Consider the following 12818-nt stretch of genomic DNA (forward strand, 5'->3'; position numbering starts at 1 on the left):
CCATGGTGCGGAAACGGGAGGAGCTGCAGGACCTAATTCTTTTGAATGACTTTCGCCCATGCTCCACGCGTTCTACTATCTTAGCGGGAAATCTGGAGAGGGGCATGCAATATCGCCAAAGGTCCGTACTGTTCGCAGCACCTGGACTGATAATCGGGGGCGCCGCACTAGGCGCTTCGGGTGGTATAACTGTTGCAGATTTCGATAAACCAGAACTGCTGATTGCCGCCCTGTTTGTCGGTCTCATCATCGGCATGGCCGTTGAGCAGCTGCTAGCCACGACGAGAAAACGGACGTGGCGGAGGAGAAACAGGTCACGCTCGGAGAAAAAGCGCGGCAACGAGAGCATTATGCTGGGGCCTCGGCTTCCGATACTGGCTGCGAAGCCAATGAGACCAATCGGCGCCACAGATCAATTGCGTATCGTCATGAACTCGCATTTCACCATGCAGCCGTTGCTGAATAGGAGCGAAGCCCGAGTGTTTCGCGAACTCGACAGCATCGTGGTCGGCTGCAATTCTTCTTGGCAGGTGATGGCGCAGGTTTCGTTGGGCGAAATCCTCCGAAGCACCGATGCGGACGCCTACAGTTGCATCAACTCCAAGCGTGTCGACTTACTGCTCGTGGACAGCAATTGCCGACCGCGGCACGTCATCGAATACCAGGGCGGAGCGCATCATCAAAGCGCCGCAGCCGCACGCGACGCGGTAAAGAAAGAGGCGCTGCGACGCGCCGGGATTGGCTACCACGAGGTGGTGGCTGGCCAAACGACTCCGTCAGAACTCAGGCGATTGGTCGAGAAACTGGTGGACAGGCCCAGTGTCATCTAACGTCCCCTCGCCCGTTTACGTTGGTCCAAAGGACGGGTCGAGACCCGTGGCTCGACCCGGGCAAGGGTTAGGGTGAGCGGCAGTCGCCGACAGAGCCGGACAAGGCCGCCTCATGCGGAGGATCTTCGTCCTATCAGGAGAGCCTGACGGCCTCAAACAGCGCCGTCAGGCCAATGCCGCCGCCGATGCCGATCATGGCGAGGCCGGTGGCGGCGGGCAGCCAGCGCTCACCACGGACCAGTTGGCTATATAGCCGGGTAACGAGAATCGCGCCTGATGCGCCGAACGGATGGCCGAGCGCCAGGGCGCCGCCTTCCCTGTTGACCGCGTCGGCGGCGATGCCGAGCTGATCGAGCGACGCCAGAACCTGGGCCGCGAAAGCCTCGTTGAATTCGATCGCATCGATCGTGGAAAGCGAGAGGCCCGGCTGGCGCTGCATGAGCTTTTTGGTCGACGCGACCGGCCCGATGCCGAGCAGATTGGGATCGACGCCGGCGGCCGCACTGTCGATTAAGGCGAGGCCCTTGTCGATGCCGAGGCTTTTTGCCATGCCGCGGCTCATGACGAGCACCAGGCAGGCGCCGTCATTCAGCGGGCAGGCATTGCCCGCCGTCACCGAACCGTCGGCGAGGAAAACGGGCCGGAGGTTTGCGAGCGCTTCGAGCGATGTCGAGGGACGCGGGCACTCGTCGCGTTCGATCAGCCCATGACCCGTGGAGATGTCGACGATCTCGGGGCGAAAGACGCCCGCCTCGGCCGCCGCGACGGCGAGCCGATGGCTGCGCAGCGCAAATTCATCCTGCCTCTGGCGCGAGATGGCGAAGGCGCGTGCGACGTTTTCAGCGGCAACGCCCATGTCGGGGTCGCCGATCGTGTCGGGAGAAAATCGCGCGCGCCCGTAAAAGCGCGGCAGGGCGCCATTGGCTTTCGGCCTTTCCACGCGCCACGGCGCGGTACTGACGCTTTCGACGCCGCCGGCGAGATAACACGAGCCCGCCTTCGCCTGGATCAGGCGGGCGGCCATGATGATCGCTTCCAGCCCCGAGCCGCATTGCCGGTCGATGGCAACGCCGGGAACGGCCATGGGCAGGCCGGCGGCGAGTGCCGCAAGCCGCGCAATGTTGCCGCCGCCGCCGGCGGCATTGCCGACGAGCACGTCGTCGATGGCATCGGGCGCAATTGCCGTTTCGGCGACGATCCGGCGGATGATCGGCGCAAGCAGGTCTTCGGCCGTAACCGTCGCCAGCGATCCGAAGGCCCGGCCAACCGGCGTGCGGTAGGCGGCGACCACGACCGGCTGCCAATCCTCGTCAGGCTGATAGGCGTAGGACAAGATCGCCTCCCGAGATCACCGATGCTTCTACCTGTCCCCGTGCAATCTTGCCGCTGCTCGTCATCGGCCAGGAGGCGATATGGTAGAATTGCTTCGGTATCTTGAACCTCGCAAGCCTGGCCGTGCAATGCTCGGCCAGAATTTGCGCATCTGTCGCCTCCCCCGAGACGACGGCGACGATCCTTTGGCCGTAATAGGCGTCCGGCAGCCCGAAGACGACGGCATCCTCGACGCCGGGGCAGGTTTTGAGCGCGCTCTCGACTTCGGCGGGATAGACGTTGTTGCCGCCCGTGATCATCATGCCGCCCGCCCTGCCGATCACCCGCAGCATGCCGTCCGCATCGATCTCGCCGAGATCGCCGACAGTGGCGCCCGCCTCGGTGACGCGGAACGCCTGGCCGTCGTCGCCCCAGAGATAACAGTCGGCGATCAGGTCGCTCCTGACAAAGATCGTGCCCGGTACGTCGGTGCCGACATCGTTTTCCTCAGGGTCGCGAATGGAAATTTCGACGCCAGGATAGGCCTGCCCGACCCGGTCGATCGGAAAATTGGTCTTGCCGCCGACAAGCGTCGAGACCGTCATGAAGCCGATTTCGGAGGCGCCGTAATATTCGCGGATCCGCGCCGCTGGAAAGAGGCGGCGCATGGAGCCTACTTCGTTGAGGTTCAATTTCGCGCCGGCGGTCATCACGTCGCGCAGCGAAGTCAGCGCAGGCTTATCAGCCCACGCCCTCGCGATGCCGGCGATGTGGGTCGGCACGGCGACCAGCCGTTCGATCTGCTCGGAGGAGAGAATGCGCGCGACCGCATCCGGATCCCATTTCTTGACCGAATGGAAGCTTGCCCCGGCATCCAGCGCCTCGACCAGGGCGTAAAGCGCCAGCCCATGCGCGAGCGCCCCCGGACACAGGGTCGACGGCGCATCCCCCAGCTCGAAAACGATCCGCCCCCGGTCGAGGCTCCTGCGCCACTGCTCGCGCGAGCGGCAATAGGCCTTCGGCTCGGCTGTCGTACCCGAGGTAAAGCCGATCAGGAAGATCCCCTCGGCATCGCCAGGCAGTTCGTCCGCTCCAGAGGTGAGATCGAAGCGCTCCGCTCCGGCCACGATGACAGGAATGCCGAGCCTGCGGCCGATTTCGGCGCTCGGGCTCGCATCGTCATCGACGACAAGCACGTCAGGCACCAGGCGCTCGACGATGCGCTCGATCCTTTCCGGCGGCATCATCGGATCGATGACCGCCGAGGCATTCGGCAAGGCGGTGGCGGCGACGAAATATTCGGCAAAGCCGATGTGGTTGCCGAGGCTCAGTGCGACGAGCTTCTGGACGCCGGGCAGATCGAGCGTGCGGCGGTTCGAGCGGGGAAGCTCTTGGAGAAACCGGCAGATCGCCCTGGCGCGGGAATGGAGTTCGCCATAGCTCAAGGACCGGCCGTCGATGTCAACGGCCGGCTTGTCCGGTCTTTCCTTGGCATGTCGAACAAGCTCTTTATGGATCGGCATGGTCAGCCCTGTGACAAGGCGGCTCTGGTCGCCTCGGGGATCGGCGTCGGGCGGCTGTCGGAGAGGCTGACGCAGACCCAGACGAGCCCGGCCGAGGCGCAGTGGGCGCCGTCGCGCCTGCGAAAGAGCTCGATCGCGAAGGAAAGGCTCGAACGGCCGATCTTCTCGACGCCGACCTTTGCGTCGACGATGTCGTCGACGTCGATCGGATTGTGAAAGGTGATCTCCGCCTTCTTCACGTGATAGGCGACACCCGAGGTGGTGTGGCGGAAGTGGCTGAGGATCTCCCGGTGCCGCAGGAACTCGACGGCCGCATCCTCACAATAATCGAGATAGACCGAATTGTGGACATGACCATAGATGTCGATGTCTCGCATCGAGACCCGGAACGATGCTAAAGGCCTGTCGTCAACGCTCATTCGATCACCGAAAATTCGAAGGCGTGTTCTAACCGCTGTTGTCAGGGGGATGCAATGCAATATCAGGCGGTCGTGCGAAAATTCGGACCGGCCGAGGAGGTCGTCGGCATCGAGCGGGCCGAACTGGCGCCGCTCTCCCGCCACCAGGTCCGGGTGCGGCTGCTTGCGCGCTCGATCAATCCCTCCGATATCATCACGATATCGGGCGCCTATGCCGGGCGCACCACCCTGCCCTTCATTCCCGGCTTCGAAGCCTTCGGCGTGGTCGAGGCGTGCGGCGAAGAGGTTCGCGGGCTTTCCCCGGGAGCGCGCGTGCTGCCGGTGCGGAGCGCCGGCGGGTGGCAGGAGTTCAAGGATACCGATCCCGCCTGGTGCCTTCGCGTTCCCGACGAGCTTTCCGATTTCGAGGCAGCGACGAGCTACGTCAACCCGATGACCGCTTGGCTGATGCTGCACAACAAGATCGGGCTGAGGTCAGGCATGCGCATTGCCGTCAATGCCGCCGCCTCCTCGATCGGATCGATCCTGATTGGCATGGCGAACGCGGTTGGCGTGGAGCCGATCGCAATCGTCCGCAGCGAAGAATCCCTCGCGCGTCTCGGCGGCCGGCTCGAGGCTGTTATCGTCGACAGGGCGGAAGGCGAAAGCGATCTCGCCGCAGGCCTCGCCGGCCGGCACGGGCTCGACGCGGTGCTAGACTGCGTCGGCGGCGCGCGCGCCTTGGTGCTTGCCGACGCGCTGAAGCCTGGCGGCCACTTCGTGCATTACGGCCTGCTTTCGGGCCAGAGCATCCCGCCCGCCTTCTGGGCCTCCCATCCCGATGTCGCCTTTTCCTATTGTCACCTCCGGGAATGGGTCCATTCCGAAGCGATGAACAATGTCCAGCGCGCCTATTCCGAAGTCGTCGCGCAGATCGACGCCAAGGTTATCGCCACCGAGGTTCGGGAGGTGTTTCCGTTGGAAAAGATCGGCCAGGCGCTCCGCTCCGCCCTGCCCTTCCGGACGGGGGGCAAGGTGCTGATCGCCTGACGGGACAGGCGCCCGGCGCTGTTCCTTGCTCTCTTAAAACTCCGCGCTACACGGTTTCGTATCTGTGACGTGCGCTCTTGATGGCCGCATGGTTCCGGTCGGCCCAGCCGATCAAAGCCTTCATCGGAACCAGGAAGGAGCGTCCCATCTCCGTCAGTTCATACTCCACGCGAGGGGGAACCTCGGGGTAGACGGTGCGCCTGATGAAGCCGTCCTGCTCGAGATGCTTCAGCGTCTTGGAGAGCATCTGTTTCGAGATGTCTCCGATTTCCCGCAGCAGCTCGTTGAAGCGCTTCTTCCCCTCTTCCAGCGCCGCGAGAGTGAGCAGGCTCCATTGATCGCCGATACGATCGAGCACGCCTCTGACCGGGCACCCCGCCCCGGGCTGCTGTTTCGGCTCGTCCCTTTTGCAGGCATGCCTTCTCCCTGGTCATCGCGGGCTGACCTTGCCACCAAAACATGCCTTCTTGCCCGGCATGTCGAGGTTTCATAGACCTGCTCCATAGTCTCTTTTTTAGACTAGATCGCTGATCCATACCAAGGAGTTTGATGCATGAGATTTCAATCGCTACTCGCACTCGTCGTTCTGGCCGGCGTTGCCGGGCCTTCCGGCGCTTTCGCTGAATCGGCCTCGCGGCATTTAAAGGTCGAGGAAGCCAACCGGAAGCTGGTGGTTGAGTTCTACGACAGGTTCTTCAACAAGCATGATATAGCGGCCGCCTCGGTCCTCGCGGACGATTACCGGCAGCACAATCCCCAGGTTCCCGACGGCAAGAAGCCTCTGATTTCCTTCTTCTCCGGCTTCTTCAAGGACAATGCCCAATCGAAGGCGGAGATCGTTCGCAGCGCCGCCGATGGCGATCTCGTCTGGCTGCATGTGCATGCGACGAACGGTGCTGATGATCGCGGCCAGGCCATCGTCGATATTTTCCGCGTCAAGGACGGCAAGATCGTCGAGCACTGGGACGTGATCCAGGCTGTTCCGAACGAAGCAGCCAACAAGAACACGATGTTCTGAAGTCGAGGGGCCGGCTTCCCGCCGGCCCCAGATTTGCGCCCAACAGCCCAATTCGGGATTGCCGCCCGCGCTCCACTTTAGGCGACATCCTGGATGTCAAAGCGAGCCACCTTGCCGTCTCGAAAGCGGAAGACATGTCCAATCATCTTGTCTTTCAGCCCGTGCGTCTGGTCCTGAAGAGGGTTGCCCTGGAGATCGCGGATGGATTGCCTGACCTCTGCGACGATTGCACCGTCGGCAGTCCTGTGGAAGGCCAGAGGTTCGACGTGCGGGCTTATCATGCTCCACTGGCGGGTCCAGTAGGCGCGCACGGCCTCGTGGCCGTGAACGTGGCCGCCGTCCATGCCGTTGGCCCAGGCGACGTCCTCGGCAAGCGACGCCAATACGCCGCCAATATCGCGGGCGTTGAAGCTGATGTAGATGCGTTTGAGGGTTTCGATATCACCGTCCATTGTCTTCTCTCCGCGTTTGTGTCTGTTGCGCCAGGAAGAAAGCCGCAATATACATACGTACATATGCATTAGAGGATGGACCGGTGCAAGCGAAAGATTCGACGGAACTGGATGTGCTCTCGACACCTGGGCACCTGATCAGCCTCGCGGCACGAGGCTTCGCCCGCTTAAGCGAAGCGCGCCTGAAGCCACTGGGCTTCGGTGTCGGTCAACTGCCGGTGCTGGTCGCGATGCGGAACGGCGGGGTGAGCACCCAGCGCGATCTCGCCCGCTTCGCCAAAGTCGAACAGCCGCCGATGGCGCAAATGCTTGCCCGCATGGAGCGGGACGGATTGATCCGGCGCATGCCCGACCCGGCCGATGGCCGCAGCAGCCATGTTTCGATGACGCGAGCCGCAGAAGCACGCCTGCCAAGCGCGATCGAAGTCCTGTTCCAGGGTAACCACGAGGCCCTGGAAGGATTCACGGACGAGGAGGCGAAGCAGCTCGTCGCCCTGCTCGCACGCGTGATCGCCAATCTCGACAAGATCGCGAGCGCCGAGGCATCGCCGCGCGCGCGGACGGCAAGATCGTCAAGCGCTGGGACGTGATCCGGGCCGTTCCGAACGGCGCGGCGCGCCGTTCTTCTGCCGAGCTCAGGCGATACGCTTTAAGGCAGCGATAGCCGCGTCGCGCACCAGTCCCAGACCGCGTCGACGGCCTTGCGCGGCGATGACGAGCGTTTGCGGACGAGGAAATAGTCGGGTCCGATGGTCGCCGTCTCCTCGGTCACCCGCACCAGCCGGCCGGCTTCGAGATCGGCCGTGACGAAAGCCCGGCAGGCGAGCACGACGCCCTGGCCGGCGAGGGCGGCGTCCAGAGCCAATGTCGTATGGTTGAACGTCGCACCCGGCAGCTTCTCGCGGGATTGCAGAAGCACCCGCCAGTGATCGTGCGAGTCATGCAGAAGCGGCAGCTTGCGGAGCTCTTCGCCTGTTAATGGCAGGGTGAGGCCCTTGACCAGATGCGGGCTTGCGACCGCCACCAGTTCCTGGCGGAACAGCAGCTGCGCCTGCAGGTTCGCCGGAAAAGGCGGGCGCGTGAGGCGCACCGCGATATCAACCTGGTCACGGTCGAAATCGGACAGCGCCTCGGTGGCGACCGTTCTCAGGTCGATATCGGGAAGGGCGGCGTAGAGCTCGGCGAGCCGCGGGATCAGCACCTTGGTGGCGACGGTGGGGGTGACGCTGATCGTCACCGTTTCCGGCCGGTCCAAAAGCCGCCCGGTCGCTTCTGCGAGCGTGTCGAAGGCGCGGCTCACATCCGCCAGATAGCTCGTGCCATAGGCGGTGAGCGCAAGGCCGCGGGAAAGGCGCAGGAACAGCCTGAGCCCGAGCTGGTCTTCCAGCGCGCGAACCTGCTGGGCGACCGCCCCTTGCGTGACGCCAAGCTCTTCGGCCGCGGCGCGGAAATTCAGCCTGCGGCCCGAGGCCTCGAAAGCGCGCAGGGCATTCAATGGCGGCAGGGTGCGGCGGGATTGAGTCATCGGCGTATCCAGTAGATTTTCTACAGTCTGGCAGCTTTCTTTCTCGCGCGAAAGTCCCGATGGCATCTGCCATAATGCTTGCGAAAACCAGCCATCGGAGGCCTCAATGTCTGAAGAAAAAGTCGCTCTCATCACCGCCGGCGGGTCCGGCATGGGGGCCGCGGCCGCCAGGAAACTGGCCGCGGACGGCTATCGCATCGCCGTTCTCTCCTCGTCAGGCAAGGGCGAGGCCCTTGCCAAGGAATTGGGCGGCGTCGGCGTTACCGGCTCGAACCAGTCGAACGACGACCTGAAGCGGCTCGTGGATCTGGCGATGGAGCGATGGGGTCGGATCGACGCCCTGGTCAATTCCGCCGGCCACGGCCCGCGCGCGCCGATCCTCGAAATTTCCGACGAGGACTGGTACAGGGGCATGGAGGTCTATTTCCTGAGCGCAGTGCGCCCGATCCGGCTGGTGACGCCGATCATGGAAGCGCAGGGCGGCGGCGCCATCGTCAACATCTCGACGGCATGGGCCTTCGAACCCTCGCCGATGTTCCCGACCTCCGCCGTCTTCCGGGCGGGACTGGCAAGCTTCACCAAGATCTTCGCCGACAGCTATGCGGCGAAGAACATCCGCCTGAACAACGTCCTGCCCGGCTGGATCGACAGCCTGCCTGCGACCGACGAGCGGCGCGACAGCGTTCCGATGGGCCGCTACGGCACGAGCGAGGAAATCGCAGCCACGATCGCCTTCCTGTTGTCCGACGGCGCGGGCTACATCACCGGGCAGAACATCCGCGTCGATGGCGGCATCGCCCGTTCCATCTGAGAAAGGCCCGCCGGTGAGCCTGACTGACATCGACGCTTCGGCATGGGCGGAACTTGAAACGGCTGCGGCAAACCCGCATTCGGGCTTCCGATATGTGAACCTGTGCTCGGTGGACGCCGAGGCGCGAGCGCAGGCGCGCATGGTGGTTCTGCGCAGCGCCGACGTACCGACACGGAGCCTTGAATTTCACACCGATACGCGCAGCCCGAAATGGCGGGAGCTATCGGCAAATCCCGAGGTCACGGTGTTGGGTTTCTGCCCGAGGGCCCAGCTGCAGTTGCGGCTTCAGGGAAGGGTCGAACGTCATGGTCCGGGAAGCGAAATCGCCGACGCCGCCTGGAACGGGCTGCCTGGCCGGACGCGAATGACCTATGCGGGCGGCCCGCCTGGGGACGAGCGCGCCTTTGAAACCATCGACGTGCCGGTTCCGCCGGATCCTGTCGACGAAGCGGAGGGAAAGGCGCGCTTCGGCGTCCTGCGATTCCGGCCCCGGACGCTCGACTGGTTCGAGCTGCGGCAGCCGGACAATCGAAGGGCAATCTTTGCCTATGACGAAACCGGCGCCCTCGCCTCTTGCCGATGGGTCAATCCGTAGCAGTGCGAATCCGCGCCTGATCAATCCAGTTCCACGCAAACCTTGTAAAAACACCGCTCGCCGCGTATATACAATAAAATATATACAGATCGCGGGAGGCGCTCCCATGCCGCAATATGCGCGCGTGTTTCAATCCGGCAATTCGCAGGCCGTCCGGCTGCCGAAGGAATTCCGTTTCGACGTCGACCAGGTGGAAGTCACACGGGAAGGCGATGCCGTCATTCTGCGGCCGCGGGCCGATCGCGGCGTGCGGTGGGCATCGTTGCGCAGCGCTCTCGAACGCGGCCTCAGCGACGATTTCCTGGCGGAGGGACGAGAGCAGCCCGAGGATCAGGAGAGGCCTGGTCTTCAGGACCCGTTCAAGTGATCACGCATCTCATCGACACCAATGCCGTGATCGCCCTGATCGGCCGTAAATCCGACACGCTGCTCGCCCGTGTGATGGATAGCGACGAGGGATCGATCGGGCTGTCGAGCATCGTCATGCACGAGCTCTATTACGGCGCTTATAAAAGCGCGAAAGTTTCCTACAATCTCGAAACCCTGCGCCTGTTTATGGCGGATTTCCCGTCGGTCGGTTTCGAACAGGAGGATGCGCTGGCCGCAGGAGAGATTCGCGCCGCATTGGCGGCCAAGGGAACACCGATCGGTCCCCATGATGTTCTGATCGCCGCGCAGGCCAAGGCTCGGGATCTGGTTCTCGTCACCAACAATGTCGGCGAGTTCAGGCGTGTCGAGGGCCTGCGCGTCGAAGACTGGACGGCTGGGGGATAGGCCAAGAGCCTCACTCTGAGGTGCCCCGACGCTTGATGCAAGACGCGGCGCTGCGGCGTCTCCTTCGAGGCTCAGCCTTTCGGCTTTCGCACCTCAAGGATAAGGGCGGACACGGCACTAGCCACAAAGGGAACTGAGCAGCAGTCCCATTCGAAAGCACTCAAAAAGAAAACGCCCGGGCGCGGCCGAAACCGCGCCCGGGCGAAATGCGGATCAGACGAGGTCGAAGCGGTCGGCGTTCATGACCTTGTTCCAGGCGGCGACGAAGTCCCTGACGAACTTCTCCTTGGCGTCGGACTGGCCGTAGACTTCGGCGAAGGCGCGAAGCTGCGAGTGCGAGCCGAAGATCAGGTCGACGCGGGTGCCGGTCCACTTGGCGGCGCCCGTCTTGCGGTCGCGGCCTTCGTAGACGCCTTCCTTGCCGGGGGCGGGAGCCCACTGCGTGCCCATGTCGAGCAGGTTGACGAAGAAATCGTTCGTCAGCGTCTCGGGACGGGAGGTGAAGACGCCATGCTCAGGGCTGCCAGCCTTCAGCACGCGCAGGCCGCCGACGAGGACGGTCATCTCGGGTCCGGTCAGCGTCAGCAGCTGGGCGCGGTCGACGAGTGCTTCTTCCGGCTTCATGAACTGATGGCGCTTGCCGTTCACATAGTTGCGGAAGCCGTCGACACGCGGCTCAAGTGCCGCGAACGAATGTGCGTCGGTCTGTGCTTCGGAAGCGTCCATGCGGCCCGGCGTGAACGGCACGCTGACGGCATTGCCGCCGGCTGCCGCCGCCTTCTCGACGCCGGCAGCACCGGCGAGAACGATCAGGTCGGCGAGCGAGATCTTCTTGCCCCCGGTCTGGGCGGCGTTGAAGTCCTTCTGGATGCTTTCGAGAACGCCGAGCACCTTGGCGAGCTGGGCCGGCTGGTTGGCTTCCCAGTTCTTCTGCGGAGCAAGACGGATGCGCGCGCCGTTGGCGCCGCCGCGCTTGTCGGAGCCGCGGAAGGTCGAGGCCGACGCCCAGGCGGTCGAGACCAGTTCCTGCACGGAGAGGCCGGTTGCCAGCACCTTTGCCTTGAGGTCGGCAATGTCCTTGTCGTCGACGAGGGGATGGTCGACGGCGGGGATCACATCCTGCCAGATCAGGTCTTCGGCCGGAACTTCCGGGCCGAGGTAACGGACCTTCGGTCCCATGTCGCGGTGGGTCAGCTTGAACCAGGCGCGGGCGAAAGCATCGGCGAACTCAGCCGGATTTTCGAGGAACCGGCGCGAGATCTTTTCGTAAATCGGATCGAAACGCAGCGCCAGATCGCTGGTCAGCATGGTCGGCAGGTGCTTCTTCGAAGCGTCGTAAGCATCCGGAATGGAGGCTTCGGCGTTCTTGGCCTGCCACTGCTTCGCGCCGGCCGGGCTCGTCGTCAGCTCCCATTCGAAGGCGAAGAGGTTTTCGAAGAAATGGTTGCTCCACTTGGTCGGCGTCTGCGACCAGGTGACTTCGAGGCCGGCGGTGATGGCGTCCTTGCCGACGCCGGTGCCGAACGAGCTCTTCCAGCCGAGGCCCTGGTCCTCGATCGCGCCGCCTTCCGGCTCGGCGCCGATCAGGGACGGATCGCCGGCACCATGCGTCTTGCCGAAGGTGTGGCCGCCGGCAATCAGCGCCACGGTCTCTTCGTCGTTCATCGCCATGCGGGCGAAGGTTTCGCGGATGTCGCGGGCGGAAGACAGCGGATCGGAATTGCCGTTCGGGCCTTCAGGGTTGACGTAGATGAGGCCCATCTGCACGGCGCCGAGCGGTTCGGCCAGCTCGCGTTCGCCGCTGTAACGCTCATCGCCGAGCCAGGTGCCTTCAGGACCCCAGAAGAGTTCTTCCGGTTCCCAGACGTCGGCGCGGCCGCCGGCGAAGCCGAAGGTCTTAAAGCCCATGGATTCGAGCGCGACGTTGCCGGTCAGGATCAGCAGGTCGGCCCAGGAGATGCGGTTGCCGTATTTCTGCTTGATCGGCCAGAGCAGGCGGCGGGCCTTGTCGAGGTTGGCATTGTCAGGCCAGCTGTTCAGCGGCGCAAAACGCTGCTGGCCCTGGCCGGCGCCGCCGCGGCCGTCGGTGATGCGGTAGGTGCCGGCGCTGTGCCAGGCCATGCGGATGAAAAGACCGCCGTAATGGCCGAAATCGGCCGGCCACCAATCCTGCGAATCCGTCATCAGCGCGTGAAGATCCTTCTTCAGCGCGTCGAGGTCGAGCTTCTTGAACTCTTCGGCATAATCGAAGGCCTTGCCGAGCGGATCGGCGCGGCCGGCATTGTGGTGAAGAATCTGCACGTTCAGCTGGTTCGGCCACCAGTCGCGGTTCGTCCGGGCGGTCGGAGCCTTATGCGTGTGGGCAACAGGACATTTGCCTGCGCTGTCAGTGGGGTTGTCCATGATCGTCTCCTTCATTGCTTGATTCGTCTGCCGTCGAAAAAGATGAACTGGGCTCATGCCCCGCTCTCTCCCTTGCAGCCTTCATATCGGAAGCGTTTAATAATTTTAAGTTGGATTTACTGATGGCT

Annotated in this window: 15 protein-coding genes; 8 read left to right on the forward strand and 7 right to left on the reverse strand. The window is 63.5% G+C overall.

Going from position 1 to position 12818, the window contains the following annotated elements:
* Positions 1–104 precede the first annotated feature (104 nt).
* On the forward strand, positions 105–830 hold the full coding sequence (locus EFB14_RS19695) for a DUF2726 domain-containing protein (RefSeq protein WP_126828186.1): 726 nt from the start codon (positions 105–107) through the stop codon (positions 828–830).
* 133 nt (positions 831–963) lie between these two features.
* On the opposite strand, the gene EFB14_RS19700 is transcribed toward EFB14_RS19695, so the two are convergent.
* The 3 genes from EFB14_RS19700 to EFB14_RS19710 are packed head-to-tail and all read right to left on the reverse strand — an operon-like array spanning position 964 to position 4083.
* Complete coding sequence (locus EFB14_RS19700; protein ID WP_126828188.1) at positions 964–2163, reverse strand: thiolase family protein; 1200 nt, start codon at positions 2161–2163, stop codon at positions 964–966.
* Positions 2141–3664 carry a class I adenylate-forming enzyme family protein gene (locus EFB14_RS19705; protein ID WP_126828190.1) on the reverse strand — a complete coding sequence of 508 codons (1524 nt, stop codon included), beginning with the start codon at positions 3662–3664 and terminating at the stop codon, positions 2141–2143. Before EFB14_RS19705 ends, EFB14_RS19700 begins: the two co-directional genes overlap by 23 nt.
* A 2-nt stretch (positions 3665–3666) precedes the next feature.
* On the reverse strand, positions 3667–4083 hold the full coding sequence (locus EFB14_RS19710) for an acyl-CoA thioesterase (RefSeq protein ID WP_126828192.1): 417 nt from the start codon (positions 4081–4083) through the stop codon (positions 3667–3669).
* A gap of 54 nt (positions 4084–4137) precedes the next feature.
* Between EFB14_RS19710 and EFB14_RS19715 the strand changes: the two genes are divergently transcribed.
* The gene (locus EFB14_RS19715; protein ID WP_126828194.1) at positions 4138–5112 is read left to right on the forward strand and encodes a zinc-dependent alcohol dehydrogenase family protein; all 975 of its coding nucleotides are present in this window, start codon (positions 4138–4140) and stop codon (positions 5110–5112) included.
* A 46-nt stretch (positions 5113–5158) separates the two neighbouring features.
* Here EFB14_RS19715 and EFB14_RS19720 read toward each other — a convergent pair whose 3' ends face one another.
* Positions 5159–5470, reverse strand: a complete 312-nt coding sequence (locus EFB14_RS19720; RefSeq protein WP_126828196.1) for a winged helix-turn-helix transcriptional regulator — start codon at positions 5468–5470, stop codon at positions 5159–5161.
* A 195-nt stretch (positions 5471–5665) separates the two neighbouring features.
* Between EFB14_RS19720 and EFB14_RS19725 the strand changes: the two genes are divergently transcribed.
* Positions 5666–6130 (forward strand): nuclear transport factor 2 family protein, encoded by a 465-nt coding sequence (locus EFB14_RS19725; protein ID WP_125848976.1) that lies wholly within the window; start codon positions 5666–5668, stop codon positions 6128–6130.
* 77 nt (positions 6131–6207) lie between these two features.
* On the opposite strand, the gene EFB14_RS19730 is transcribed toward EFB14_RS19725, so the two are convergent.
* Positions 6208–6582 (reverse strand): nuclear transport factor 2 family protein, encoded by a 375-nt coding sequence (locus EFB14_RS19730; RefSeq protein ID WP_126828198.1) that lies wholly within the window; start codon positions 6580–6582, stop codon positions 6208–6210.
* Positions 6583–6665: 83 nt separating this feature from the next.
* On the opposite strand from EFB14_RS19730, the gene EFB14_RS19735 reads away from it, so the two are divergent.
* Positions 6666–7172, forward strand: coding sequence for a MarR family winged helix-turn-helix transcriptional regulator (locus tag EFB14_RS19735; RefSeq protein ID WP_125848972.1), 507 nt, complete (start codon positions 6666–6668; stop codon positions 7170–7172).
* Between the two features lie 59 nt (positions 7173–7231).
* Here the strand turns inward: EFB14_RS19735 and EFB14_RS19740 are convergent, their stop codons facing one another.
* Entirely contained in the window at positions 7232–8107 is an 876-nt protein-coding gene (locus tag EFB14_RS19740; RefSeq protein ID WP_125848970.1) for a LysR substrate-binding domain-containing protein, read from the reverse strand.
* Between the two features lie 106 nt (positions 8108–8213).
* On the opposite strand from EFB14_RS19740, the gene EFB14_RS19745 reads away from it, so the two are divergent.
* From EFB14_RS19745 to EFB14_RS19760, 4 genes are all read left to right on the forward strand, one after another.
* Positions 8214–8918 (forward strand): SDR family oxidoreductase, encoded by a 705-nt coding sequence (locus EFB14_RS19745; protein ID WP_125848968.1) that lies wholly within the window; start codon positions 8214–8216, stop codon positions 8916–8918.
* Between the two features lie 13 nt (positions 8919–8931).
* Positions 8932–9513 (forward strand): pyridoxamine 5'-phosphate oxidase family protein, encoded by a 582-nt coding sequence (locus EFB14_RS19750; RefSeq protein ID WP_126828200.1) that lies wholly within the window; start codon positions 8932–8934, stop codon positions 9511–9513.
* Between the two features lie 106 nt (positions 9514–9619).
* The gene (locus EFB14_RS19755) at positions 9620–9880 is read left to right on the forward strand and encodes an antitoxin (protein WP_126828202.1); all 261 of its coding nucleotides are present in this window, start codon (positions 9620–9622) and stop codon (positions 9878–9880) included.
* Complete coding sequence (locus EFB14_RS19760) at positions 9877–10287, forward strand: type II toxin-antitoxin system VapC family toxin (protein ID WP_126828204.1); 411 nt, start codon at positions 9877–9879, stop codon at positions 10285–10287. Before EFB14_RS19755 ends, EFB14_RS19760 begins: the two co-directional genes overlap by 4 nt.
* Positions 10288–10500: 213 nt before the next feature.
* On the opposite strand, the gene katG is transcribed toward EFB14_RS19760, so the two are convergent.
* A complete protein-coding gene (gene katG, locus EFB14_RS19765) occupies positions 10501–12690 on the reverse strand; it encodes a catalase/peroxidase HPI (RefSeq protein ID WP_126828206.1) in 2190 nt (729 codons plus the stop codon).
* Positions 12691–12818 lie beyond the last annotated feature (128 nt).

The sequence above is a fragment of the Rhizobium fabae genome (genome assembly GCF_003985135.1).
In the GTDB taxonomy this organism is placed as follows: Bacteria; Pseudomonadota; Alphaproteobacteria; order Rhizobiales; family Rhizobiaceae; genus Rhizobium; species Rhizobium pisi.